Annotated in this window: 27 protein-coding genes; 7 read left to right on the top strand and 20 right to left on the bottom strand. The window is 39.9% G+C overall.

The features are described from left to right. Position 1 precedes the first annotated feature (1 nt). From PG086_RS04335 to PG086_RS04325, 3 genes are read right to left on the bottom strand one after another with little or no spacing between them, the layout of a single operon-like run. Positions 2-859 (bottom strand): phosphotransferase family protein, encoded by an 858-nt coding sequence (locus PG086_RS04335; RefSeq protein WP_000413085.1) that lies wholly within the window; start codon positions 857-859, stop codon positions 2-4. A gap of 16 nt (positions 860-875) precedes the next feature. Then, on the bottom strand, positions 876-1,898 hold the full coding sequence (locus tag PG086_RS04330; protein WP_247916833.1) for a ribitol-5-phosphate dehydrogenase: 1,023 nt from the start codon (positions 1,896-1,898) through the stop codon (positions 876-878). Between the two features lie 4 nt (positions 1,899-1,902). Then, the gene (locus PG086_RS04325; RefSeq protein ID WP_000638514.1) at positions 1,903-2,610 is read right to left on the bottom strand and encodes a 2-C-methyl-D-erythritol 4-phosphate cytidylyltransferase; all 708 of its coding nucleotides are present in this window, start codon (positions 2,608-2,610) and stop codon (positions 1,903-1,905) included. A gap of 425 nt (positions 2,611-3,035) precedes the next feature. Here PG086_RS04325 and PG086_RS04320 point away from each other — a divergent pair, with 425 nt between their 5' ends. Then, the gene (locus PG086_RS04320; RefSeq protein WP_000981516.1) at positions 3,036-3,335 is read left to right on the top strand and encodes a YbaB/EbfC family nucleoid-associated protein; all 300 of its coding nucleotides are present in this window, start codon (positions 3,036-3,038) and stop codon (positions 3,333-3,335) included. 38 nt (positions 3,336-3,373) lie between these two features. Here the strand turns inward: PG086_RS04320 and PG086_RS04315 are convergent, their stop codons facing one another. The 7 genes from PG086_RS04315 to glmU all read right to left on the bottom strand — a co-directional run bounded on the left by PG086_RS04315 (position 3,374) and on the right by glmU (position 9,355). Further along, positions 3,374-5,137, bottom strand: coding sequence for a glycerophosphoryl diester phosphodiesterase membrane domain-containing protein (locus tag PG086_RS04315; protein WP_061588143.1), 1,764 nt, complete (start codon positions 5,135-5,137; stop codon positions 3,374-3,376). An 8-nt stretch (positions 5,138-5,145) separates the two neighbouring features. Next, the gene (locus PG086_RS04310) at positions 5,146-5,736 is read right to left on the bottom strand and encodes a 3'-5' exonuclease (RefSeq protein WP_084940745.1); all 591 of its coding nucleotides are present in this window, start codon (positions 5,734-5,736) and stop codon (positions 5,146-5,148) included. A gap of 81 nt (positions 5,737-5,817) precedes the next feature. Beyond that, complete coding sequence (gene rocS, locus PG086_RS04305) at positions 5,818-6,312, bottom strand: chromosome segregation protein RocS (RefSeq protein WP_000021249.1); 495 nt, start codon at positions 6,310-6,312, stop codon at positions 5,818-5,820. A 76-nt stretch (positions 6,313-6,388) separates the two neighbouring features. Then, positions 6,389-7,081, bottom strand: coding sequence for a 5'-methylthioadenosine/adenosylhomocysteine nucleosidase (locus PG086_RS04300; RefSeq protein ID WP_247916834.1), 693 nt, complete (start codon positions 7,079-7,081; stop codon positions 6,389-6,391). Between the two features lie 16 nt (positions 7,082-7,097). Then, positions 7,098-7,409 (bottom strand): cell wall synthase accessory phosphoprotein MacP, encoded by a 312-nt coding sequence (gene macP, locus PG086_RS04295; RefSeq protein ID WP_000517856.1) that lies wholly within the window; start codon positions 7,407-7,409, stop codon positions 7,098-7,100. Between the two features lie 11 nt (positions 7,410-7,420). Continuing rightward, the gene (locus tag PG086_RS04290; protein WP_000393800.1) at positions 7,421-7,966 is read right to left on the bottom strand and encodes an NUDIX hydrolase; all 546 of its coding nucleotides are present in this window, start codon (positions 7,964-7,966) and stop codon (positions 7,421-7,423) included. Positions 7,967-7,975: 9 nt separating this feature from the next. After that, positions 7,976-9,355, bottom strand: a complete 1,380-nt coding sequence (gene glmU, locus PG086_RS04285; RefSeq protein ID WP_084851941.1) for a bifunctional UDP-N-acetylglucosamine diphosphorylase/glucosamine-1-phosphate N-acetyltransferase GlmU — start codon at positions 9,353-9,355, stop codon at positions 7,976-7,978. Positions 9,356-9,510: 155 nt separating this feature from the next. On the opposite strand from glmU, the gene PG086_RS04280 reads away from it, so the two are divergent. The 5 genes from PG086_RS04280 (at position 9,511) to lysS (ending at position 13,985) form a co-directional block, all read left to right on the top strand. Continuing rightward, positions 9,511-10,311 carry a glycoside hydrolase family 25 protein gene (locus PG086_RS04280; RefSeq protein ID WP_247946546.1) on the top strand — a complete coding sequence of 267 codons (801 nt, stop codon included), beginning with the start codon at positions 9,511-9,513 and terminating at the stop codon, positions 10,309-10,311. Between the two features lie 105 nt (positions 10,312-10,416). After that, complete coding sequence (locus PG086_RS04275; protein ID WP_270747904.1) at positions 10,417-11,259, top strand: DUF368 domain-containing protein; 843 nt, start codon at positions 10,417-10,419, stop codon at positions 11,257-11,259. Beyond that, a complete protein-coding gene (locus PG086_RS04270; protein ID WP_270747903.1) occupies positions 11,259-11,741 on the top strand; it encodes an aminoacyl-tRNA deacylase in 483 nt (160 codons plus the stop codon). The genes PG086_RS04275 and PG086_RS04270 overlap by 1 nt, the downstream gene beginning before the upstream one ends. After that, complete coding sequence (locus PG086_RS04265; RefSeq protein ID WP_270747902.1) at positions 11,741-12,358, top strand: histidine phosphatase family protein; 618 nt, start codon at positions 11,741-11,743, stop codon at positions 12,356-12,358. The genes PG086_RS04270 and PG086_RS04265 overlap by 1 nt, the downstream gene beginning before the upstream one ends. Positions 12,359-12,494: 136 nt before the next feature. Continuing rightward, positions 12,495-13,985 carry a lysine--tRNA ligase gene (gene lysS, locus PG086_RS04260; RefSeq protein ID WP_084854143.1) on the top strand — a complete coding sequence of 497 codons (1,491 nt, stop codon included), beginning with the start codon at positions 12,495-12,497 and terminating at the stop codon, positions 13,983-13,985. Between the two features lie 228 nt (positions 13,986-14,213). Here the strand turns inward: lysS and PG086_RS04255 are convergent, their stop codons facing one another. The 6 genes from PG086_RS04255 to PG086_RS04230 all read right to left on the bottom strand — a co-directional run bounded on the left by PG086_RS04255 (position 14,214) and on the right by PG086_RS04230 (position 20,958). Next, the gene (locus PG086_RS04255; protein WP_270747901.1) at positions 14,214-15,053 is read right to left on the bottom strand and encodes an amino acid ABC transporter substrate-binding protein; all 840 of its coding nucleotides are present in this window, start codon (positions 15,051-15,053) and stop codon (positions 14,214-14,216) included. 9 nt (positions 15,054-15,062) lie between these two features. Beyond that, complete coding sequence (locus PG086_RS04250) at positions 15,063-15,692, bottom strand: amino acid ABC transporter ATP-binding protein (RefSeq protein ID WP_270747900.1); 630 nt, start codon at positions 15,690-15,692, stop codon at positions 15,063-15,065. Between the two features lie 10 nt (positions 15,693-15,702). Beyond that, a complete protein-coding gene (locus tag PG086_RS04245) occupies positions 15,703-16,344 on the bottom strand; it encodes an amino acid ABC transporter permease (protein ID WP_000121156.1) in 642 nt (213 codons plus the stop codon). 135 nt (positions 16,345-16,479) lie between these two features. Continuing rightward, entirely contained in the window at positions 16,480-17,709 is a 1,230-nt protein-coding gene (locus PG086_RS04240; RefSeq protein ID WP_270747899.1) for a tetratricopeptide repeat protein, read from the bottom strand. Beyond that, a complete protein-coding gene (locus tag PG086_RS04235; RefSeq protein WP_000400301.1) occupies positions 17,699-18,865 on the bottom strand; it encodes an AI-2E family transporter in 1,167 nt (388 codons plus the stop codon). Before PG086_RS04235 ends, PG086_RS04240 begins: the two co-directional genes overlap by 11 nt. Positions 18,866-18,981: 116 nt before the next feature. After that, positions 18,982-20,958 carry a peptide ABC transporter substrate-binding protein gene (locus tag PG086_RS04230; protein ID WP_000745940.1) on the bottom strand — a complete coding sequence of 659 codons (1,977 nt, stop codon included), beginning with the start codon at positions 20,956-20,958 and terminating at the stop codon, positions 18,982-18,984. Between the two features lie 176 nt (positions 20,959-21,134). On the opposite strand from PG086_RS04230, the gene PG086_RS04225 reads away from it, so the two are divergent. Further along, positions 21,135-22,148, top strand: coding sequence for a lactonase family protein (locus tag PG086_RS04225; RefSeq protein WP_270747898.1), 1,014 nt, complete (start codon positions 21,135-21,137; stop codon positions 22,146-22,148). A 43-nt stretch (positions 22,149-22,191) separates the two neighbouring features. Here PG086_RS04225 and PG086_RS04220 read toward each other — a convergent pair whose 3' ends face one another. From PG086_RS04220 to atpA, 4 genes are all read right to left on the bottom strand, one after another. Further along, positions 22,192-22,611, bottom strand: a complete 420-nt coding sequence (locus PG086_RS04220; RefSeq protein ID WP_000940837.1) for a F0F1 ATP synthase subunit epsilon — start codon at positions 22,609-22,611, stop codon at positions 22,192-22,194. Positions 22,612-22,621: 10 nt separating this feature from the next. Then, a complete protein-coding gene (gene atpD / locus PG086_RS04215) occupies positions 22,622-24,028 on the bottom strand; it encodes a F0F1 ATP synthase subunit beta (RefSeq protein ID WP_000094373.1) in 1,407 nt (468 codons plus the stop codon). Positions 24,029-24,113: 85 nt separating this feature from the next. Next, positions 24,114-24,992: a F0F1 ATP synthase subunit gamma gene (locus PG086_RS04210; RefSeq protein WP_000301227.1), complete on the bottom strand. Its 879-nt coding sequence runs from the start codon at positions 24,990-24,992 to the stop codon at positions 24,114-24,116. A 15-nt stretch (positions 24,993-25,007) separates the two neighbouring features. Then, positions 25,008-26,513: a F0F1 ATP synthase subunit alpha gene (atpA, locus tag PG086_RS04205; protein WP_270747897.1), complete on the bottom strand. Its 1,506-nt coding sequence runs from the start codon at positions 26,511-26,513 to the stop codon at positions 25,008-25,010. Positions 26,514-26,524 lie beyond the last annotated feature (11 nt).

Genomic DNA, 26,524 nt, shown 5'->3' with positions numbered 1-26,524 from the left:
CCTAACCTCCATAATAAGTCAAACCTTCGACAGCTCTTTGGTAACGATTGACACCGTAATCTCCAAAATCAGCCCCTTGAGCTTCTTTGTACACTGTCCACAAACTCCAGATAGTATCTTGCAAGATTTTATAGATACGAATCTTCTCACGTGATACAGGCGTTTTGTCACTTTCATAGTAGGAAAGGAAATCATCTTCCTCTTGCTTTGTAAATTCAGACTCTAAGAAAAGAGCTGCCAAATCCCACATCGGGTCATTCATAGAAGAGTATTCCCAGTCAATCAAATACAAACGACCTTGTGGTGACTCGATAAAGTTTTCTGGTACCAAATCGATGTGACAGGACTTTCTATCAACACCCAAATCAGCCAATCTCTTTTCTAGTGAAAATACATCTTTTCTTACAGCTTCATAGTTTTCATAAGGGATAGGTCCCTCAATCAAGGATTCATATTTGCTGATTTCCTCAAAAGGAGCAAATTCTCCTCTTAATTCTTTCCCTGAAGCGTGGATGGTTTGTAAAATTGGTGCAATCTTTTCAAACTTGGACTTAATTGATGTTGAATCAAGAGTTACTGCTGATTCGATGTACTCATTTACTTTAATCCCTGACTCAATATCAAAGAGATAATTTTTAACATCTAAATCTAAATCCTCTAAAAGTTCAAGATTATACTTTTCATTTTGACGATTGATGAGTTTTTCAGTCCCTTTACCAAAAAATTTCACAATATACTGTTTGTTGGTTGTTTTGACCAAATAGTTTTGGTTGGTCATGCCTCCCAGCTGTTCAACACTGAGAACTTCCTCTTCATCAGATAGTAAAGAAGAAATTTTTTCTTTGATGAGTTTCTCCACAATTAACCTCCATCTTCTACACTTCCCACTTGAATACTGTTTTAAAAGCAGTATTAAGGTCTGTAGCAAAGACACGGTGAATGTCCTTGATTTCTCTCACAGGCTCTTCAACATAAAGGATATTCTTCAGACGATTCGCAAACTTTTTAACTTCCATCATTTGAATAGCCTTCTCAAAATCGATGCGTCCAGAGCGAGACGATCCCACTAATAACAATCCTTTTTCCAAAGCATCTCGTGTATTGATATTAACCTTGTACTCGCTTACTCCCATCATGAGAATCGTTCCCTGCGGACGAATATAGCGAATCAAGTCATTGATAGCTGGGCCTGTACCATCACCACCGCAACACTCAAATCCATGATCAAAGGTCAAATCTTCTGGAATATTATCAGTAATGTAGCACTCTTTTGCAAAAGAGAAGAGCTCCAGTTTTTCCCAATGGCGACCAATGACGATAATCTCTGCTTCTGGCAAGGTATAATTAATAATATTGGCAACCACAAAGGCCAAACTACCATCTCCGATAACAGCAATGCGCTCTCGCTTGCTATGAGCAAGATGCAGGAATCGATCCATGGCATGCATACCGACACTTACAAACTCGGTGATAGCAGCAACTGTATCTTCGATATCATTATAAGAAACGACTCGGTCTTTTGGAAGAGAGACAAATTCTCGCATAAAGCCATCATAACCACTAGATAGGAAGTAGGTTCCTGTCATGTAGTTCTCGTAGAACTCCTTGTCACTCTGCATAGGCGGTTGATTGGGAATCATAACTACCTTTTGACCAACTTCATAAGTCCCAGTTGGATCGGAAATAACAGTTCCACAAGACTCGTGAATCATGGCCATTGGAAGCTTTTTAGCCAAAATCTTTGGATCGCGTTTCCCTTGATAATAACGTTGATCTGCATGACAAACCGCCATATAATTTGGACGAATAAGGATATGATTCTCCTGATCAATGTCCTCTTCTTGGTATTTTACATTGATAAACTTTGGTTTGGTCAGTTGATAAATTTGATTAATCATAGCATTAGTCTTTCTCAATCATGCTTTTCGCGATTTTCAAGTCTGTCACAGTTGTGATTTTAAGATTTGAATATTCCCCTTTAGCTAGGGCAACGTCTTTTCCTTTGATAACAAAAATCTTACATGCATCCGTCAAGATTTCCTTTTCTTGGTCAGATAGGGAACCATACAAATCCATGAAATCCTTGCAGCGGAATGTCTGAGGTGTTTGACCTTGATAGAGGTGAGCACGATTTGGAATATCCGTGATAAACTGACCATTAGTACTTTCAACAATGGTATCAACTGCTTCTACTACTGTGTCAACCGCATCATGATTTTGCGCCAGTTTTATATTGTCCTGAATCATGCGAAGTGTGATAAAAGGACGAACAGAGTCGTGGGTAATCACAATATCTTCTGGAGTGATTGGACGATAGGCATCAATAGCTTCAATAATCTTCTCGATACTGGTATTGCGATCAGCACCACCCTTGGTAATGATGATGCGATCCTTGTGGAGAGAAAGATACTTGTCAACTAGGTCCTCAGCGTGTGACACCCAGTCTCCATGAACTCCAACTACAATTTTTTCAATACTTGGTTCTAAGACGAATTTTTCAATTGTGTGTATCAAAATAGGACGATCACCCAACTCCAAGAATTGTTTTGGTAAATTACTGATTCCCATGCGTGTGCCAGTTCCTCCGGCTAGGATTCCTGCATAGATCATTTATATTCTCCTTTAGTTTATTCTAAAAAACTCATTACCATCTATTATATCACAATCTGTCTCCATCATGAAGAAAAGACAGAGCGTCATTTAGTCTAATCAACACACCATTTAAGGTAAAAAGTGAACAATGTATTACTAAATCTGTAAAGACCATAACAAATTAAGAAATAAAAATAGGTTATCCTCTATATTATCCATTCAACGTTCGGTTAATATAGAGTTCTTTAGAATATAATAGAAACCTTAAAGAAAACTTAAACATATTTTTAGAAATACAAAGAAAAGCTAGGAAAATTTTGGCATCCATTTTTGTAAATTTAAGAAAGCAATCTCTACGATGTTTTAAACTATTGTTAGACTTTTGCTCCTAAAATTGGTAAAATAAAAAAGAAAATAATAGAAAAAGGAAACTATAAACCGCTATGATGAACATGCAGAACATGATGCGCCAAGCACAAAAACTTCAAAAACAAATGGAACAAAGTCAAGCAGAACTCGCTGCCATGGAATTTGTTGGAAAATCAGCTCAGGACCTTGTCCAAGCAACTCTGACTGGAGACAAAAAAGTTGTCAGCATTGACTTCAACCCAGCAGTTGTAGATCCAGAAGATCTCGAAACCCTTTCTGACATGACTGTTCAAGCGATTAACGCTGCTCTTGAACAAATTGATGAAACTACTAAGAAGAAACTAGGTGCTTTCGCTGGAAAATTGCCTTTCTAATCCACAAAAAAAGAGAAACATCTGTTTCTCTTTTTTTCTTAGAAATCAAAGAATTCCATTGCTTTCTTTAAGAGTAATTCCGTGTATTCCGGATCATCTTGAGCCATTGTGACTTGTGACTGGACCATTTCAAGATCATCCGTTATCATGCCATCTGCTCCAAGTCTGACTGCCTTATCAAAGGACTCAGAACTATTCACAGTCCAAACATATAGTTTCTGATCTGTTGTCCAGAGCTTGTTGACAAAGTATTCATCCAAAGTTGAATACTCCATGGTATAGCCAGTCGCCTTGGTTCTTGGAAACACACTATTATATGGCAGAATGAAGTATACTGGAATTTCAGAATCATAAGCCAAGACCTTATCAATCACATGATAGTCTAGTGACTGCATCTGGTGGCCATATTTCTTAATAGTCGCTCCATACTTTTCGAGAAAATGGTCCATCATTTGTGGACTATCTTTTTTACTGGTTTTAATCTCAATCAGCAATTTTTGGTTTAAAGCATTTGCGCGTTCTAAATAATCATCAAAACTTGAAATCTTTGTTTGATAGCCATTCTCGTAAATATCTGTATTTGTTAATTCATCCAGAGTTAAGTCTTGCGGTGTAGCATTAATTCTTGCTAGCGATTTAAGGTTAGCGTCATGCATCACCACGAACTGACCGTCTTTCGTTTCTTGCACATCCATCTCGACGAGGTCTGGTTTTAGTTGGGCTGTCTTTTCTAAAGACTGTACCGTATTTTGAACACCATTTTTATTACTTACTCCTCTGTGCGAAATCACTAAAGGTGTATTGGTGTCCGGAGACTCCAGATAGATATAACCTTCTAAAGCAAAAAAGATACTTGCACACCCCATGACACCCCATCTCATCAGATGATCTTTTTTTCGCCTTGGCATGATCTCCAACTCTTCTCCCGTCAGGAAGGAAACAAACTTCACTAGGAAATAAGTCAGAGTCATGTAATGGAGGTTTTTAATCAAGATAAAATTAATCACACCAAGAATCAAGGATTCTTTTTGAGTAAAATTATCCATTACCGCCTGAGCAAAGAGCAAGGGAATTAACAAGACAAAGAAGAAGAGATAGGTTTTAATGATAATGAGTAGGAGATGCCAAGAGAAGAAAAGGACGTTTTTCTTCGTCTTTTGGAGACTATATTTCACACTTTCTCTTACTGTCTTTCTTTCAAAGAGTATCTTAGGAAGGGCAAACATGAAGCGAACAGAAATGTAGAGAAAAATCCAAGCGGATGCTATGATCAACAGCCCTACTAGCCAGTTCTTATCTTCTAGATATGTAACGATAAAATCGGGGATAATAATCTTATTGAGATAGTAGATTTTTAAAATTTTCCTAATAAAAGGGAAAAGCAAAGCAATGTAAAAAAAGACAAAGGCCATCTTACAAAAGCTCAATCGTTTGACAAATAGAAAGCTCTGGTGAAAGACTTTTCGACTATATTCAATCAGGGTTCTCTTTTCATGGTAGAGAAGGTGACGCGCCCCGATAAACAAAAGACAGATTTGAAAATAAGCCACTAAAAGATTGATTACTATTAAAATGAGAAAGGCTAAACTGATAAAAGGCGAGCCTTGTATAATCGCCCAAAAGTTATTGTAGGAGATAAACAAGTAACCTGTTTGTCTCAGAAGAATGCCAGCAATCCATGAATTTAATGGTAGCCAGACAAACTCAACCATCATAAATATCAAGAAAAATAGAAATAGTATTTTATCTAGGTTATAGTAAATTTTCCTAAAACCTAGCTTTTTAGGTTTTTCAGGTTTCATAGGCACTCCTAGTCTAAAAATTGAGATAAGTCTAAGCTATTAAAGGGATTCATAGAAAAACTACTCTGGTCTTCTAATAATAGCTTTCCTTCATCCGATTCCAAAAAGGCTTCGTAAACACGCGCCGTCATGCGGGCGTCCTCTAAACTATTATGAGACTTCCCGTGAAAGCCTAAAAAATTCGCAACAGTTTGTAATTTAAGATTAGCTATCCCGTGTAAGTCAGAACTACGCCGTTCAAAAGCCTCATCATATAGATCAATTTTATACTGGTCACGATAATCGATACCGTGCTCCAAGAGAATAGGCAAATCACTTTTGGCCGCATTGTATCCAACCATAGGTAAATTGCCAACAAAAATCTGAAAATCCCTTAAAACTTGTTCCACCATTGGCGCATCTTTTAAGGTTTCGGCTGTGATTCCAGTCAAGCCATTGATAAAACTCTTCAAAGGTGCTGTAGTATGAACATAAGAATCAAAGGCACCTATTTCTTGACCATTTTGAAAGCGAACTGCTGATACTTGAATTAAATGGGTAACCCCTTCGTATTGATTGAACTCCAAATCAAAGGCAATATAATCTCTTAATTTTTCCATCTTTTACCTCAGTTCCGACTCAATTTAAACCATAAATAATAAAAGAAGCTATCAGGTTAGTGAATAACCCAAACAGCTTCTTTATTTTCCTCCAAATAAGCGAGCAAAAAAGCCTTTTTTGGTAGCTTGAACTTCTTCTTTTGCTTGGTCCAACTCTAGTTTCAAACTTTCTTGATCCTTCATAGCTTGAAGAGTTAATTGTTGCTGTTGGTCCAATTGTTTGTCCTTTTCAGCAATCTGTCGATCTTTAACACGCATCTGTTCATCTTTTTCTGCTAACTGCTGGTCTTTGGCCTTGAGCTGCTCATATAAACGAAGAATTTCAGCATTCTTCTCGTCGACCAAGATTTCCATCAGTTCGCGTTGTTTAACATCATCACTGACTGGTTCATCTTCAAAAATCGTTTTTTTGTAGATTTCTTCTAGCTTGATTAAGCCACTTCGAGTAACTACAGTTACACCTTTGTCATTTTTTTTCGTGTCCTCTTCTGGAAGTTCTTTGACACGATTGTTGATTGCTTGACGAGAGAGTCCTAGGACCTCTGCAATCTCACTGACGGTCATTTCAATACTCATAATATCCTCTGAAACGTTTTCTAGCTTTTCTTTACTTAAATCTTATCATAAGCTAGATAAACTGTCAAATTTCCGCTTAATCCATAGCCTTTAAAAAGGCCAGTAGAACTTGGGCAGAACGACGTCCAGCTTCAATGATAAACTCATCAAAAGAGATAGAAGCTTCGTGATTGGCATTGTCGCTCATGGCACGAATGACCAAGAAAGGTAGGCCAAGAGCCTGAGCTGCCTGTGCAATCGCTGCCCCTTCCATTTCAACTGCTAAAACATCTGAAAAGTGGGATTTGATACTAGCAATCTTATCATCTCCAGCTATAAAACTGTCCCCTGTAGCAACCAAGCCTAGGTGCCAGGTCTGTTCTAATTGAGATAAATTCTCTTTAATCCTAGCGATAAAGTTCTTATCGGATTCAAAGTAAAGAGGTTGACCAGCCATCTGACCATAAGCATAGCCAAAAGCAGTTACATCCACATCATGGTAAGCCAATTTATCCGCAATCACTACATCTCCAACGGCAATCCCTTCTGCAACTGCACCTGCTGATCCTGTATTGATAACGGCATCCACTTGGAAATGGTCAGCTAACACCGCTACACTCATAGCTGACATGACCTTTCCAATCCCACTCTGAACCAGAACAACTTCTGTCTTTCCAACAGTGCCAGTGTAGTAAGTATTTCCGAGGACTTGGACTTCTTGCGCTCTATCTAAATTCTGAGTCAAGTGTAGGAGCTCTTCTGGCATTGCTGCAATGATTCCAATTTTCATTTTATTTCCTTTTCTATTACAAAAGTTTCATCGCCAACACAAGTAAAATCAAGAGAAGGATGACTGTAAATAAGATTCTGTTTAGTTTCGAGTTAAAAACATTCCTCTTAGTATTCTCAATGCGACGGCTCTTATGAATCGTTGGCTCTACTTCAATTGTTAAAGTATCTTGAATAGAATTATAGTCTCTAGAACGTGAATAACCAAAGTTTTGTGAAGAAGTTGATAAAATTTTAGTTTCCTCATCATCTTGAAGAGGTGGCCCGGAGATTTTCTCCCCACGATTGGCACGTTCGATTATTTCATCTGTTAACAAAGGTTTTCCCATGGGCTACTCCTCTATTTCTTTTGCAATTCCCAGTACTGGATTGCCATAATCGTCTTGGCATCACAGATATGGCCAGACTGAATTAAGTTTTTTGCTTCCTCAAGGCTGACCTCTAGAACTTCCAAGGTTTCATCATCATCTTGCGGACGAGGATTTTCCACCTTAGTTAAATCTCTTGCGAGGTAAAGTTTTAATTTTTCATTACAAAAACCAATAGCAGAGTAGAAATCATATAGAAGCTCTAACTTACCTGTATAGGCAACCTCCTCCTCCAATTCACGAAGGGCCGCCGACATGGGATCTGCATTTTCACCAAGTTCCAGTTTACCAGCAGGAATTTCATAAGAGATGGCTTCAATAGCTTTTCGGTATTGCTTAACAAGGACGATTTTATCCTCAGCTGTCACAGCTAGAACACATACTCCTCCATTGTGAAAAATCAGATCACGTTGGGCAGTTCCCTTCCCTTCTGGTAGTTCCACCTGATCTTGCACTAGCTTAAAAATAGGACCTTGATAGATTTCCTTCCGGCTAATCGTTTTTTCTTCAAATTCCATGATAGACTCCTACTGATTCTTAGGATGATGAGGCAAACGTAATGCATATTCATCTTTATTAACTTGACGTCCACGTCCAATAGCAATGGCGTCAGCTGGAACATCTTTTGTAATCGTTGAACCAGCTCCAACTAGTGAATTATCACCAAGTTCCACTGGAGCAATGATAGTTGAGTTTGATCCAACAAAGACATTATTGCCAATGACCGTCTTGTACTTATTCTTCCCGTCGTAGTTAACTGTAATCGTACCTGCACCAAAGTTAACATGGCTACCCACTTCACAGTTTCCGATATAGGTCAAATGACCTGCCTTGGTATTTTCACCGATTGAAGATCCTTTTACTTCAACAAAGTTTCCAATGTGAACTTGGGAAGCTAGACTTGAGCCTGGACGAATATGAGCATACGGACCGACTGTCACACCATCTGCAACTGTACTTTCCTCAATCATGGAATTCGTAATCACAGCTCCAGCTCCGATAGCGCTATCCACGATATAAGTTCCATTTGTTAAAACAGTTTCCGCCCCAATCTTCGTTTGACCTTTCAAGGTAACGTTGGCTTCGATTTGGACTTCAGGAGCAATCTCGACATCAACATCGATGTAAGTTGCTTCTGGATTGACAAAACTAACACCATTAACCATATGTTTTTGATTGATACGGCGACGCATCACTGCTTCCGCAGTGGCAAGAGCCACACGGTCGTTTACCCCAAGACTTTCATCAAAATCCTTGAGAGTATAGGCGCCAACCTTCTCACCTGCATTACGGAAAATACCAATCACATCAGTAATATAATACTCACCTTGGGCATTGTTGGTGTTGATGTTTTTAAGAGCCTCAAAAAGACGTTCATTGTCAAATACATAAGTTCCTGTATTGATTTCCTTAATTTGCTTTTCAAAGTCTGTAGCATCTTTCTGCTCAACAATACGAAGAACTTCAGCGTTATCGTTACGGACGATACGACCATACCCAAAAGGATCCGCTGCTTCAGCCGTTAAAATAGTCGCCACATTTTTGTGATTAATATGGAAATCCAAGAGGTTTTTCAAGCTTTCACCTGTAATCAGAGGAGTATCTCCAGCAATAACCAAGGTGTGCCCAGAGCGATTTTGGAGAATAGGCTCTGCCATCATAACGGCATGCCCAGTTCCTAGTTGTTCCGATTGAGTGACAAAGTCTGTCTGACCAGCCAATACTTGCTCAACTAGCTCCGCCTTGTGTCCCACTACCGTAACTGTTTTTTCGGGTTGAATAGCACCAACACTACGAAAAACATGTTCCAACATCGAAATTCCTGCTACCTTATGAAGTACCTTTGGAAGATCTGATTTCATGCGAGTACCTTTACCCGCTGCTAAGATAATGGCATAATTTGACATACTATTCTCTTTTCTGTAAAAATTCCCTTATATTATACCATAATTTACTTCCTTAGGAGTAAACAAACAGAGAAATAGGGGAAAACATGCTAGTTCATTCATCTTTTCAACGTTTTCTTTGATTTTTTTATCTATTTACGTTAAACTAATTAGATATGAGAAAAGAGATTCATCCAGCTATTATTTTTAGTCTATTCACCATTGTTATAGCTATTTTAATCTTTAATAAACCAGCTTATGAAGATCATTCGGTCAAGTCAAAAAGCAACACTGTCCAAGTTGAAAATCAGGCCTTGCATAATCTTGATAAACCCATTATTGACATTTCTGGTTGGCAAAGACCAGAGGAGATAAACTACGATATTTTATCTCAAAATATTTCTGGAGCTATTGTTCGCGTACACAGTGGTACTCAACACACGGAAGCAAATGATGCAGCCTTTATCAACGGAGTCGATAAAGCCTATAAAAATCACATTTTAGAATTTCAAAAGCGCAATGTTCCCGTAGCCGTCTATGCTTATCTAGCTGGTACGAACAAAGAAGAAATGGAAAAAGCGGCTGAAGTTTTCTACAATTCTGCTTCTCCATACAACCCTAGTTATTACTGGCTTGACGTTGAGAAAAAAACAATGGAAGATATGAATGACGGAGTCGAAGCTTTTCGAGCTAAGCTTGAATCGCTGGGCGCTAAAAACATCGGGATCTACGTTGGGGTTTATTTCATGCAAGAACATAGCATCAATACGGAAAATTTCTCCGCTGTTTGGATTCCTTCTTATGGGACAGACTCAGGCTACTTTGAGTCCACACCCAATACTGATTTAGACTATGACCTCCATCAGTATACTTCCAAAGGAAAAATTGCAGGATTTGAACATCACCTAGACATCAATCTCATTTCTACTGATAAGGAAAAAGAAGAAACCTTCCGAAAGCTATTTTTAAGACCATAAAGCAAGTGAAAATCGCAACTTTTTCACTTGCTTTTTCATTTTTTTGCTGTCTGTGTTATAATTGATAAGACAGAGAAAGAAATTTATGAAATTGAGGAGTCTAATATGTTTTCATGGATTGCAAGAGTTATCAAAGGAATCGTCATCGCCTTAGGATTTATCCTACCCGGAATTTCTGGTGGTGTTCTAGCAGCGATTTTGGGAATTTACGAGCGAATGATTAGTTTTCTGGCTCATCCCTTTAAGGATTTTAAAGAGAATGTCCTATACTTTATCCCAGTAGCTATCGGGATGTTGCTAGGTATTGGTTTGTTTTCCTATCCGATTGAGTATTTGCTAGAAAACTACCAAGTCTATGTTTTATGGAGCTTTGCTGGAGCTATCATCGGTACAGTTCCTGGCCTCCTTAGAGAATCTACTCGAGAATCTGATCGTGACAAGATTGACCTAGTCTGGTTCTGGACTACCTTTATCCTTTCAGGTCTAGGGCTCTACGCGCTAAACTTTGTTGTTGGATCTCTCAGCGCCAGTTTCGCTAGTTTCATCTTGGCAGGTGTTCTTTTAGCTCTTGGTGTCTTGGTGCCTGGTTTAAGTCCATCAAATCTACTCTTGATTTTAGGACTGTACGCTCCAATGCTAACTGGCTTTAAGACCTTTGATTTATTTGGTACCTTCCTTCCTATCGGGATTGGTGCAGGAGCAACTCTTATCGTTTTTTCAAAATTAATGGACCATGCCTTGAACAACTACCACTCCCGTGTTTATCACTTTATTATTGGAATTGTGCTATCAAGCACCCTCTTGATTTTGATTCCAAATGCTGGAAGTGCTGAAAGTATCCAATACACTGGACTTTCCATCGTGAGCTATGTTCTCATCGCCTTCTTCTTTGCACTTGGCATTTGGCTTGGTATCTGGATGAGTCAATTGGAGGATAAGTATAAATAATGGCAAAGAAAGTTAAGATTAAGAAAACCTTGGTCGAACAAATCTTGACCAAAGCAGGAATTGAGCACACAGGGATTCAAATCAATGCGCTTGAGGGAGAACTTCCTTCGGAATATGATCGAACACATATCTTTAAAACCTTGGCTCTGCTGGGGGACAAGACAGGCCCAATTATCGGAATCGTCCCCATAACAGAACACCTCGCTGAAAAAAAATTAGCAAAGGTTTCTGGTAATAAAAAAGTGAGTATGATTCCACAAAAAGACCTAGAAAAAACGACAGGCTATATTCATGGGGCAAATAACCCCGTCGGCATTCGCCAAAAACACAACTATCCTATTTTTATTGATAAAACAGCTTTAGATTTAGACAAAATGATCGTCTCTGCTGGGGAAGTCGGGCATAGTATTATTATTGCTTCACAAGACTTGGCTAGCTTTGTGAAAGCAGATTTTGCAGATATCTTGGAGGAAAACAACTGATGAAACTCTATTTTGTGCGTCATGGCCGAACTATCTGGAATCTTGAAGGACGTTTCCAAGGTGCCGGAGGGGACTCACCTCTTCTTCCTGAGTCTATTGATACCTTAAAGGCGCTCGGTCAATATCTCAGCAATATTCCTTTCGATGAGATTTATTCAAGTGATTTACCAAGAGCGGTCAAATCTGCTGAAATTATCCAAAGTCAACTCCAAACGCAATGTCCTTTAGAGACTATTCCTGACCTGCGTGAATGGCATCTCGGAAAACTAGAGGGATTAAAAATTGCAACATTAGAGGCCATCTACCCACAACAAATCAAGGCTTTTCGTACAAACTTAGCTAAGTTTGATACAAGAATGTTTGAAGCGGAATCCCTCTACAGTACAACTCAACGTACCATTCAATTTATCAAATCTCTGAAGAGGAGTCAGGCTGAGAAAGTTCTAATTGTTGGCCATGGAGCTAATCTTACTGCCAGTCTTCGTACTCTTCTAGGCTATAAAGAACCTCTTCTTCGTAAAGCTGGTGGTTTAGCAAATGCCAGCCTGACAATTCTTGAAACCCATGATTTTGAAACATTCACTCTTGATACTTGGAATGATACCTCTTATCAATAAAGAACTTGATCTTAATGGTCAAGTTCTTTTTAGTTTTTATAGAATATCCGTGAATTTCTTGACTATTTATGATAAAATGGGAGTATCGCAAAAAAGACTCATCGTATCAAATTTTGAGTAAAATTAGGAGGATTTCATGTCTACAGAACATATGGAAGAACTAAATGACCAGCAGATCGTTCGCCGTGAAAAAATGGCTGCGCTTCGTGAACAAGGAATTGATCCTTTCGGTAAACGTTTTGAACGTACTGCTAACTCTCAAGAACTAAAAGACAAATTTGCAGAACTCGATAAAGAACAATTACATGAATTAAACGAAACTGCTACTATCGCTGGACGTTTAGTTAGTAAACGTGGTAAAGGTAAAGTCGGCTTCGCCCATCTTCAAGACCGAGAAGGTCAAATCCAAATCTACGTTCGTAAAGATGCTGTTGGTGAAGAAAACTATGAAATCTTTAAGAAGGCTGATCTCGGTGACTTCCTCGGTGTCGAAGGTGAGGTCATGCGTACAGATATGGGAGAACTTTCTATCAAGGCAACTCACATCACACACTTGTCAAAAGCACTTCGCCCACTACCAGAGAAATTCCACGGTTTGACTGACGTTGAAACAATTTACCGTAAACGCTACCTTGACTTGATTTCTAACCGTGAAAGTTTTGAACGTTTTGTCACTCGTTCAAAAATCATCTCTGAAATCCGTCGTTATCTAGATGGACATGATTTTCTTGAAGTGGAAACACCTGTACTTCACAACGAGGCCGGTGGTGCTGCTGCCAAACCATTTATTACACACCACAATGCTCAAAATATTGACATGGTGCTTCGGATAGCTCTAGAACTTCATCTCAAACGTCTAATTGTCGGTGGTATGGAACGCGTCTATGAGATTGGCCGTATCTTCCGTAACGAAGGAATGGATGCAACTCATAATCCTGAATTTACTATGATTGAGGTTTACCAAGCTTATGCCGATTTCCATGATATTATGGATTTGACAGAAGGTATTATCCAGCATGCTGCAAAGGCTGTCAAAGGTGATGGTCCAGTCAACTACCAAGGTACTGAAATCAAAATCAATGAACCATTTAAACGTGTTCACATGGTGGATGCTATCAAAGAAATTACTGGTGTAGACTTCTGGCAAGATATGACTTTGGAAGAAGCCAAAGCTATCGCTGCTGAGAAGAAAGTTCCAGTTGAGAAACACTACACTGAAGTTGGTCACATCATCAATGCCTTCTTTGAAGAATTTGTCGAAGAAACATTGATCCAACCAACCTTCGTTTATGGGCATCCAGTAGCTGTCTCTCCACTTGCTAAGAAAAACCCTGAAGACGAGCGCTTTACTGACCGTTTTGAGCTCTTTATCATGACTAAGGAGTACGGTAATGCCTATTCTGAGTTGAACGACCCAATCGACCAGCTTAGCCGTTTTGAAGCCCAAGCAAAAGCCAAAGAACTTGGTGATGATGAAGCAACAGGTATCGACTACGACTACATCGAGGCTCTTGAATACGGTATGCCACCAACAGGTGGTTTGGGTATCGGTATCGACCGTCTTTGCATGCTCCTCACTGATACAACCACTATCCGTGATGTATTGCTCTTCCCAACAATGAAATAATACTCTTCGAAAATCTCTTCAAACTACGTCAGCGTTGCCTTGCCGTAGATATATGTTCCTGACTTTGTCAGTCTTATCTACAACCTCAAAACAGTGTTTTGAGCAGCCTGCGGCTAGCTTCCTAGTTTGCTCTTTGATTTTCATTGAGTATAAACTCTTATCCTCTAGTACTTGCCAGAGGATTTTTCGATACAAAAAGAGACTGAGGAAAAACTCAATCTCTTTTTCTTATTCTTGATTTTTAACTTGACTGGTTGCTACATCTTCCCCAAACCATTTCTGGCTGATTTCCTGGAATTTTCCTTCTTGGTATAGTGATATAAAGGCTTGATTCAGAGCAGCTAGCAAAGTTTTATCAGCAGGTCTAACACCAACTGCAAAAGCTTCACTTTCAAACCCTGCTGAAAAGATATTGTAGTCACTTAATATCCCTTCAGACTGGAGATAATAATTGGCATACACCCGGTCAATCAACAAGGCATCAATCCGATCATTTTTCAAATCAATTAAGGCTTCATTAAAACTTTGGTATTGGTTGGCCTTCTGGTCTTTGACACGATTTTTCAATAAGTCTGGCTGGGCTTCAAAATCCAAATAGCCAGAAGATCCAGCCTGGGCCCCTAAAACTTTGTCAGTCATATCCTGAACTGAGTAGATATTTTGAGACTTTTTAGAGACCAAAACTTGTTGATTTTCCATGTAAGGAATGGTAAAGGCAACCTTCTCTTTCCGTTCATCTGTAGCTGTATAGCCATTCCAGATGGCATCAATAGTACCATTTTGTAATTCAGTTTCTTTCATATCCCAGTCGATGGGTTGAAATTTAATCTGAATTCCTAGCTTTTCAGAGGCAGCTTGGGCTAGGTCAATATCAAAGCCCGCGTACTGGCCATTCTTTTCCTCAAATCCCATGGGAACAAAGGTATTGTCAAAGCCAATGGTAATGCTACCCTGTTTTTGATATTTGGCCCAATTATCCTGATTTGGATCACTTGCCTTCTGAGTACAAGCTGTCAGGAAGAAGCTAAAGAACAGAGCAAGTACAAGGGCAATTTTCTTTCTCTTCATAGGCACCTCCTACTTTGGATCAACCTTAAGGATCTGATCAGCAATGTTTTCTGCAAACTGAAGGTCGTGGGTAACAACAATCTGAGTCATCCCACGCTCTTTATTTTGAAGGATGAGTTTTTCTACTTCTAATCGCAATTCTGGGTCTAAGGCTGATGTAGGCTCATCATATCCAATAATTTCTGGGTTTATCATCATAGCGCGCGCTAAGGCCACCCGTTGTTTTTGCCCACCTGAAAGTGAGAAAGGGAAGGCATCTGCATGTCCTGCTAACCCAAGTTGTTCTAACAAACCACACGCCTTCTTCTCAGCAACTTCCTTCTCCATATTCATTGTTTTTATAGGCGACAGAGTTAAGTTATCTAGAACTGACAAATGCGGAAAGAGTTGAAAATCTTGGAAGACAAATCCTAGTAGGTTGCGCTTTTCTAGTTCGTCTATAGCTAGCGATTCGCCGTTATAGTAGATTTCCCCAGAATCGATGGTTTCCAGTCCAGCTAGCATACGTAATAGGGTTGTCTTTCCGCCTCCTGATGGACCTACGATTGCGAGGATTTGCTTTTCAGGAATTGATAGGCTGAAATTGGTTAAGATTTGTTTGCCACCAAAGGCCTTGTTGATGTTTCGTAATTCTAACATAGCAATCCTCCTATCTGTAATAACTGTACTTCTTCTCAAGTTTTTTCGCTACAATGGTTACAAGACCAATCATGATCAAATAAATCGCTCCAGCTAAAAACATAGGAACAAGACTGGCATCTCGATTGGCTGCTGTCCGACTAGCTAAAATCAAATCTGAGATCCCAAGGGCATAAACCAAAGAAGTATCCTTGACCAAACTCATGATTTCATTAAAGACGCTCGGTAAGACAATCTTTGTAACCTGAGGCAAAATAATATAGCGCACTGTGTCAAATGGACTAAACTTCAAGACCTTAGCAGCTTCATACTGTCCTTTGGGAATGGTTTCAATCCCACCACGAAAGATTTCTGCAAAGTAGGCTGCATAGTTCAATACAAAAGCAATCACAGCAGCAGGCAAACGATCTAAACGTATCCCAATGCTAGGGAGAACATAGTAAATAAAGATTAATTGCAAGAGCAAGGGAGTCCCTCGCATCACCCAAATATAAAGGTCAATCAGATAATGGAGGGGTTTCCAGCGGACTTGTAAAGCAAAGGCAACGACAATACCTAAAGGAATTGAAAAGATCAAGACCAGAGCAAAGACTTGAAGTGTCATACTTGCACCGTTCAATAAACTTGGTAATATCTCAAACATATAAGACATACTGCACCTCCTAAAAATTATTGTTCCTATTATAGCATAAATAAACAATTTAGCAAGTCTTTTTGTAAAAAAATTCTATTTTTCAAAAAACGTATCTGCCTAATTGACGGATACGTTCTTTTAGAGAGATAACTTTTAAAGTGTTTCTAAGAGCTCTTGCATCTGAACATCATCTGGAATGAGTTTTAAATAAGCTTCAGCTTGTACCTTGGCTTCTTCAAAATATCCCAATTCACGTAGGAGATAAGTATACTGCTCCAGAAATTCAGGATTCTCCTTGAGATCAGACGATAGTTGTTGATAGAGTTCATAGGCCTTATCTAAATCCTCGATTTCCTGGTAAGAACGGGCAATCATCCACTTGGTAAGGAGATTTTCAGGTTCTTGACTTTGGAGAGCGATAATATCTTCGTACCGTTCTTGTTCCATATAAATGGTTGCAAGGCGAAGGAAAATTTCTTCTGTATCCTCTGCATCATCCTTAGCAGTAAGGAGAAACTGCTCTGCAGCACTAGGATCATGCAATTCGTACGAGAACTGAGAAGCAGCTAGTAAGAGCCGAGTCTCAAATGGATTTTTCTCCAGTCCTTTTTTAACGATACGAAGGGCCTCTTCCACCTGATGTTCCTTGTGCAATGCTTGACTGTAGCCATACTCATATCCTTCAAAATTTGGTGAAATGGTATCAATCTGCTTAAAGTAAAGAACAGATTTTTGATACTCTTCTTGGTCAAAATAAAGACTAGCCAGTTCAAAGGCAGTTTGGTCATCGTATTCTAATTCTAAAGCTTTTTCTAAGAATTCAGTTGCAGCTTCAAACTTACCTAACTGGGCATAAGCGAAACCAATTCGTTGATAGGTTGAGACACCCGTTTGCTCATAGATAGAGCGATTGTCTAACTGAGCATAGCCCTGAATGGCGTCCTGATAATTCCCTAACTCGCTATCCAACTCAGCCAAACCAAAAACTAATAAGGGATCGTCTGAGTAGTTTAGGGCTTCCAGTAACTTTTCACGCGAAACATCTGTCAATCCTTCCAACTGATAGAGGTCTGCCTTCAAGGCCAAGGCCGATACGTACCAGTCACTTTCGGGTGTGATTTCCTCAAGGTAAGCAAAGGCTTCCTCAACATTGCCATCCTCACTAGCAATGCTTGCTAAATTCAGATTCACTTCTGGGAATTCTGTAACGATATGTTGGTAAATTTCTTTTGCTTGAGGATAAAAGCCAATTCCCTCTAGATAGCTTGCTAGTTCGTAAAGAACTTCGGTCGAATCAGTTTCAAGTGCTTTGTGAAAATACTGATCTGCTTTGGTTAAATCCTGTTCATCCAGAGCCTGGAGCATGCGTTGACTATTGTTCACTCTTGATTTCCTCTCCTTCTTCTTCATACAGACCGCTGACTTTTTTATACCAGTTAAAGATAGCTGAGATAACGACCTTGGCAGAAGCATAGACAGGAATTCCCAGCAAGACTCCCCAAATACCAAACATAGAACCTGAAGTTAGGAGAACAAAGAGGACATTGATCGGATGGATGTTTAGCTGACTACCTAAAATAAGTGGAGAAACGAAGCGACCTTCAATCGTTTGTTCAACAATAAAGACAATAATCACTTTCAAAAGCATCACAGGCCCCGCTATTAAGCCCAAAACCAGAGCAGGCAACATCGCTAGAAAACTACCCAGGTAAGGTACTAGATTGAGGATACCAGCCGTAATACCAAGAGTCACAGCATATCTGAGACCAATGATCTTAAAGAAGATAATAAACATAATTGCCACGATAATAGCAACAGTAACCTGCCCTCTAACATAGTTTGATAACTGTTTATTAACATCTGACAAAACTTGTCCGACAGGTTCTTTTAACTTGTTTGGGATGAATTTAGTTAGGTAATCTCGCAAGCCTTTCCCATCTCTCAAAAGATAAAAGAGCATGAATGGTACGATAATAACCGCTACAATGACCTGGGAAACACTACTGATAAAGGCGCTGACCCAGTTAACGGCTTGAGAAGAGATTTTGCTGGCCCACAGGGTAGCTTCACTAGAAACATTGGAAAGAACCTGCTCCAACTGTGGTCTAAAATCATCTGGCAAACGTTTGGTTACAAGATCATTGATGACACGGTCAGCATCTTCGAGGTATGTCGGTACATTTTTCGCAAAAGTTAAGACTTGGCGTTGGAGATTTGGAATTGCGACTGCCAGACCCCAAATGATAAAAAGTCCAATGATGACAAATACAATACTGATGGCAAGTACACGATTGATCTTGTGTTTCTCCATCCAGTCAACAATCGGATTGAGGAGGTAATAAAGTAAACCAGATAAAATAACTGGCAACATGACAACTCCTAGAAAATCCAAAACCGGTAAAAAGATAAAACTAATCTTACTTAAAATGAAAAGATTCAAGCCCAGTAACAAGGTCACTAAGAATACAGTAATAGCTTTATTATCTAAAAACCACTTGAAGAACCAAGATAGGCTAAAATGTTTCTCTTTATGTTCCATAAATACATCCTTTCTGTCATTCTCTCATTATACCATTTTTAGACTAAAATAACTCTTTTTTTAAGTGCTTACATAGATAGACAAAAAGAAAAATCTCCTCAATTGAGGAGATTTATTTAATCTTTAATATGACTTGATAGTTGTTTTTGGTATTCTTCGTTTGATTTTGCTTTTTCTTCAGCAAATTTCTTGCGAAATTCTTCCATTTCTTTACTTGTCACAATCTTATCTTGAATCTTCAGATATTTATAACTGTTTTCGCCTGTTTTATCACCGACCCAACCATCTGCTCCTGTTCCTGGAACTTTCTTTGTAACAAGCATTTGGGCACCGTCTGAGTGTACAGGAATAACTAGAGCACTATCTGTCAACCATGCTTGAGCTTTAGCATATTTTGAATAACGTTTTTCGAGATCTGTTTTCTCACTGTTAGCATCATCAAGTAATTCTTTGTATTTATCCAATCCTACTGCCTTAATGGCTGAACTATCTGATCCTGGTGCAATACCAAGTGCTCCAAGAAGAGTTGGTCCAGATGTTGGATCAAATGCATCAAGATAGGTTGATGGATCTGCATAGTCTGGGCTCCATCCACTGTTAGGATTGATATCCCAGTCGATATTGTCTTTTGAGGTTGCAAGAACGGTCATACTTCCCAATTCATCATCAGAAACTTGTTGGATATCAACCACTACATTTTCAACTCCAAGAGCTTCCTCTATTGATTGTTTATACGATTGAGCTTGACGTACAAAATCCGTTTGAGTAGAGGAAACTGGCAAGTCCAAATGAATAGGGAACTGAACACCGTCGGCTTGAAGAGTTTTCTTAGCCGCTTCAAGTTTGGTTTTAGCTTTCTCTACATTATGAAGTGAATCTTGTGCATCATCTAGGCTAACATCGCTCCAAGCAGTATCCAACTTGTCAAGTTCTGCTTTTGTTACTTGACCAAAAGATTGATCTCCAATTTGAACAAACGTTGGAGGTGTAAAGCTAGTACGTAATTTACGAGGGGCAACTTCATCACCAAATACTTGAGAGACAGCAGCCTTACGATCTGCTCCAAAAGCCAAGGCTTGGCGGAAATCTTTGTTCAACAAAGCTTTCTTAGTAGATGTCTTTTCTTCGTCCGTTGTTTTAGAAGTATGGTTATAGGCTACACGGTCAATATTAGTTGAAATGTAGTAGCTACCTCCTCTTTGTTGACCATACACAATGTTGTCTTTGTATTTTTCTTTGAATCGCTCATAGTTTGCAGAATTCTTAAAGAGGGGAGCTGCTGGGTAGTGGCCTTCATCAAAACCACGACCAAGAGAGTCTGCATCTTGACCATCAAAGAAGGTTAATTTTATATCATCAATAAAGACATTTCCTTTATCCCAATAGTTTTGGTTTTTTGTCATCTCGATTGAAGATTTCGATGTGAGACCTTTCAGAAGGTAAGGACCATTGTATAGAATACTTGTAACATCAGTAGGTTTACCAAAATCATCCCCCTTAGAGGCTAAAAAGTCTTCATTGATTGGTGCTAAAACACCCATCGTTGTCTTGGAATTCCAGAAAGATTCAGGATTATTAAGCGTATAAACAAGAGTATAATCATCTGTCGCCTTAATTCCAACAGTAGAAAAATCATTTGTTTTCCCGTTAATATAATCATCTAACCCTTTGATTGAATCCTGTACGAGATAGAGGGCTTGTGATTTCTTAGCGACAGCATGTTTCAAACCTGTCACGAAATCCTGAGCCTTTACTTCACCATATTCCTCGCCTTCATTAGTGTACCACTTAATCCCTTTCCGGATTTTATAGGTGTAAGTCAAACCATCTTTAGAAACACTCCAGTCCTCTGCTACAGACGGCACAAGATTTCCATATTGGTCATTCTCAAGCAAACCATCGATGACATTCCCAGTCACCTGTTTGGTACTGGAATTTCCAGAAACTGTATAGTCCAAAGTTGCAGGATCCGATGAGAAGACATAAGTATAAGTCACAGGTTGGTTGGCGTTTTTACCACCAGACGAACAAGCTGCTAGTAGTGCTGATGACAACACTGCTACTGCAGCCATTAGAAAAATACGTTTTTTCATAAGACACTCCTTTAAATCAAATATATCATTATTATATCACTTTGATTTTTGAAAGCAAGGTAAAAACTAAATAAATCTCCCTAAGATGTTTTCTGTAATTTTCAAAAAATGATGAAAGTCAGTTAAGAATTTCATTTTGTGGTATAATGAACTTATCATTATTAAGAGGTATGGACATGAAAGAAACTGTTTATTTTGGAACTTACACTCGTCGCTTATCTAAAGGGATTTACAAAGCTGATTTTAATACAGAAACAGGCCAGCTTGCAAATCTTGAACTCTTTGCTGCTGAACCAAGTCCGACCTACCTTGCCTTTGACCAACAGCAACACTTATACACTGTAGGGAGCCAGGATGGCTTAGGTGGAATCGCTGCTTACAAGACAGATGGCGCTTTGCTAAATCATGTGGTTGAAGAAGGCGCTCCCCATTGTTATGTGGCAGTGGATGAAAAACGTGGTCTCGTTTATGGGGCCAACTATCATAAAGGTCAAGTTCTAGTTTATAAACGTCAAACAGATGGTAGCCTCATCCAAACAGATCTGGATCAGCATAGCGGACAAGGCCCTCATGAAAACCAAGCTTCCCCACATGTACACTTTACGGATCTAACACCTGACCAGTATCTCGTTACATGTGATCTAGGCACGGATGAAGTAACTACCTACGATGTTAGCCCAGAAGGAAAACTAAGTAAACTCTACACTTATAACAGCCAAGCTGGGGCAGGTGCTCGCCACATCGTTTTCCATCATCATTATAAGATTGCCTACCTCATCTGTGAACTCAACAGTACCATTGAAGTCTTGATTTACGATGGTGTTGGTGAATTTGAACGCATGCAAGTCATTTCGACTTTGCCAGATGGATATGAGGGATTTAATGCTACTGCCGCCATTCGTCTTTCAAAAGATGGTAAATATCTCTATGCATCCAACCGAGGTCATGATTCCATTGCTGTATTTAGCATCCTAGCTGATGGTAGTCTGGAGTTATTAGAAATTGTGCCCAGCCACGGACAAAATCCGCGCGATTTCAATCTTACTCCTGACCAAGAATTTCTAATTGCAGTTCACCAAGATTCAGATAATGCAACCGTCTTTAAACGTAATCCCGAAACTGGTCGATTAGCTGAGCTTTCTAACGATTTCCAAGTTCCCGAAGCCGTTTGCATCACATTTAAACATTAATGTAAAATAAAAATGAACTTGCTTAAGCAAGTTCATTTTTATTTTATAGTTTATTTCCGACATTGATACGGTTAATGGCACGTTGTAAAGCAACCTTAGCTCGCCGTTCTTGGTCAATCAAGTGTTTATCTTGTGCTTCTTCAATCTCACGTTCAGCACGAAGTTTAGCACGTTGGGCACGGCTAATATCGATATCACGAGCACGTTCTGCTGAGTCTGCTACAATAGTAATGATGTCATTGGCAATCTCGATAATTCCTCCGTTCACTGCAATCCAGTTCACATGAGTATCGTCATCGATTCGTTTTACCTTTACTTCATCAACCGCTAAAACCGCAATCATATTTTCATGTCGTGGCAAGATCCCCATCTCACCATCCAGAGTTCGTACCGATACAAAGCTGGCATGGTGATCATAGACGAGGCCATCTGGTGTCACGATCTGGACAGTTAAATGAGCCATAGATCACCTCTTAAAATCCCATTTTCTCAGCTTTTGCAATCACATCTTCGATTGAACCGACACCACGGAAGGCATCTTCTGGTAGATGGTCATGTTTTCCTTCAAGGATTTCCTTAAAGCCGCGAACTGTTTCCGCTACTGGTACATAAGAACCAGGTTGGCCAGTAAATTGTTCGGCAACGTTAAAGTTTTGAGACAAGAAGAACTGGATACGACGGGCACGAGCAACCAAAGTCTTTTCTTCATCAGAGAGTTCATCCATACCAAGGATAGCAATGATATCTTGCAATTCATGGTAACGTTGAAGGACACGTTTGACCTCAGCAGCAACTGCATAGTGCTCCTCACCAACAATCTCAGGTGCCAAGGCACGAGAGCTTGAAGCCAGTGGATCAACGGCTGGGTAGATACCCAACTGTACCAACTTACGTTCCAAGTTTGTTGTTGAATCCAAGTGAGCGAAGGCTGTTGCTGGCGCAGGGTCAGTATAGTCATCCGCTGGCACATAGATAGCCTGGATAGAGGTTACAGATCCCTTCTTGGTTGATGTGATACGTTCTTGCAATTGACCCATTTCCGTAGCAAGTGTTGGTTGGTAACCAACGGCTGAAGGCATACGACCCAAAAGGGCAGATACTTCTGAACCAGCTTGAGTGAAACGGAAGATATTATCGATAAAGAGAAGCACATCTTGACCTTCTACATCACGGAAGTATTCAGCAATTGTCAAACCAGTAAGGGCAACACGCATACGTGCTCCAGGTGGTTCATTCATCTGACCAAATACCATGGCTGTTTTCTCGATAACGCCTGATTCTTTCATTTCCCAGTAAAGGTCGTTCCCTTCACGAGTACGTTCCCCAACACCAGTAAATACTGAAATACCACCGTGTTCTTGGGCAATGTTGTGAATCAATTCTTGGATCAAGACAGTTTTACCAACTCCGGCACCACCGAAGAGTCCAACTTTCCCACCTTTAAGGTAAGGGGCAAGAAGGTCGATAACCTTGATCCCTGTTTCCAAGATTTCAGATGAGGTAGACAATTCATCAAAAGTTGGAGCTTTCTTATGAATTGGCTGACGCTCAGCGTCTTCATCGAAAGGAGCATCCAAGTCAATGGTATCTCCCAAAACGTTGAAGACACGTCCCAAAGTTTCTTTACCTACTGGCACAGAGATTGGACGGCCCGTGTCCAAAACTTCCATTCCACGAGTCAAACCATCTGTTGATTCCATGGCGATAGTACGAACCATACCATCACCCAACTCCAAGGCTACTTCAAGGACGATTTTTGTTTTTCTTTCGTCATTTTTGTAGACGACAAGTGCATTATTAATCTCAGGAAGTGTTTCCCCTGCTGCGAACAAGACGTCGACAACGGGTCCAATAACCTGAGCAATTTTACCTGAACTCATCTCCTTCTCCTATTCTATATAAGATACTGTCGGTTCCTAGTTCACCTAGGTCCTAAGTTCATTTTGATACGAGGGAGGCAAAGCCTTATTCTAAGGCACTAGCCCCCGCTACAATTTCTGTAATTTCTTGTGTAATCGCCGCCTGTCTGGCACGGTTATACTGGATTGTCAAATCATTGATAACTTTCTTGGCATTATCAGTCGCCGTTTGCATGGCTGTCATACCAGCAGCATTCTCAGCTGTCTTGGCATCGATGATAGCCCCGTATATCATACTTTCTGCAAACTGGGGTAACAACTGCTCTAGAATCTCATCACGACTCGTTTCCAACTCAAATGTCAAGCTATACTCTTCATCCGCTTCATTTGGATCTAAGTCAACAATCGGCAACATTTGTTCCACACGCATTTGACTTGTGAGAGTATTGACATGATGATTGTAGCAGACGTATAATTCATCAAAAAGTTCGTTTTGATACATTTCAATCGTTTTTGAAATAATTTTACGAACTTCATCAAAACTAGGTTGATCTGCCAAGCCACGTAGTTCATAGATTGGCTGAATACCACGAGCCTTAAAGAAATCAGCTCCCATCCCACCGATACAGATGATCTCAAAACCTTTACCATCTGGATGGTATTCATCTTTCAACTCCATAACGGCTTTAAGGATGGAAGCATTATAACCTCCAACCAAGCCACGGTCTGAAGTGATAACGATATAGCCTGTTTTCTTAACTGGGCGACTAATGAGCATCGGATTGGTAGAACCACCAGATCCGTTACCATGCAGAATATCCGTTAAAAGCTTACGAACTTTCTGAGCGTAAACTTGGAAGTTGCGAGCTGCTTCTTCAGAGCGACCGAGTTTAGCAGCCGATACCATTTGCATGGCATTAGTGATTTGACTAGTATTTTTTGTTGAGGCGATTTTTGTTTTAATATCATTTAGAGATACTGCCATCTGACACCTCTATTCTTATTGGAAGCTGGATTGTTTGAGAAACTCTGTAATCGCAGCATCCAAGACTGCTTCTTCTGGCAAGTCTTTTGTTTCACGAATAGTTTCCAAAATCTCTGGATGTTGTGCATCAAAGAAATCATGAAACTCTTCCTCAAAACGAACAATGTCATCTACAGGAATCGTATCCAAGAAACCATGTGTCAAAGCATAAAGAATGGTTACTTGTTTCTCAACAGGTAATGGTTTATGAACTGGTTGTTTCAGAACTTCAACGGTACGACGTCCACGATTTAACTTAGCTTGAGTAGCCGCATCCAGATCAGAACCAAACTTAGTGAAGGCTTCCAACTCACGATATGAAGCAAGGTCGATACGAAGTGTACCAGCAACCTTCTTCATAGCTTTGATTTGTGCAGAACCACCTACACGAGATACTGATGAACCCGCATCGATGGCTGGACGAATACCTGCATTGAAGAGACCATCGCCAAGGAAGATTTGACCATCTGTGATTGAAATCACGTTGGTTGCGATATAAGCAGAGATATCTCCTGCTTGTGTCTCGATAAATGGTAGAGCTGTGATTGAACCACCACCAAGATCATCAGAAACCTTAGCTGAACGCTCAAGCAAACGGCTATGAAGGTAGAAAACATCCCCAGGGAAGGCTTCACGACCTGGTGGACGACGAAGCAAGAGGGAAAGTTCACGATAAGCGACCGCTTGCTTTGAAAGATCATCATAAACGATCAAAACATGCTTCCCTTGGTACATAAACTCTTCTGCCATAGCAACCCCAGCATAAGGAGCTAGGAAGAGCAATGGAGAAGGTTGTGAAGCAGAAGCTGTCACAACGATTGTGTAGTCCAAGGCACCGTACTGACGAAGTGTCTCAACTTGCGTACGAACAGTTGACTCTTTTTGTCCAATCGCTACATAGATACAGATCATATCTTGACCTTTTTGGTTCAAAATAGCATCAATAGCGATCGTTGTTTTCCCTGTCTGACGGTCACCGATAATCAACTCACGTTGACCACGACCAATCGGAACAAGGGCATCAATAGCTTTCAAACCTGTTTGCAATGGTTCTGATACAGACTTACGTTGCATAACGCCAGGAGCTGGCGCTTCTACTGGACGAGACTTATCAGTATGGATTTCTCCAAGACCGTCAACTGGACGACCAAGTGGATCCACAACACGTCCAATAAGGCTCTCACCAACAGGAACTTCCATGATTTTACCTGTACGGCGAATGGTATCGCCTTCACGAATATCTGTAAAGTCACCTAGGATGATAATCCCAACGTCTGTTGACTCCAAGTTTTGCGCCATCCCATAAGAGCCGTTTTCAAAAATCAACAACTCTCCACTCATGGCATTTTCAAGGCCGTGAGCACGCGCAATTCCGTCCCCGATATAGGTTACAACACCTGTTTCAGACACATCAAAATTGGGTTTGAAATTTTCAATTTGTTGCTTAATTAAAGCGCTGATTTCTTGTGCGTTAATTGCCAAAAGAACACCAC

The organism is Streptococcus halitosis (assembly GCF_027691175.1).
Classification (GTDB): Bacteria; Bacillota; Bacilli; order Lactobacillales; family Streptococcaceae; genus Streptococcus; species Streptococcus halitosis_A.
Note: the sequence above shows the minus strand (reverse complement) of the source record. Positions and strands in the feature narration are given on the sequence as shown.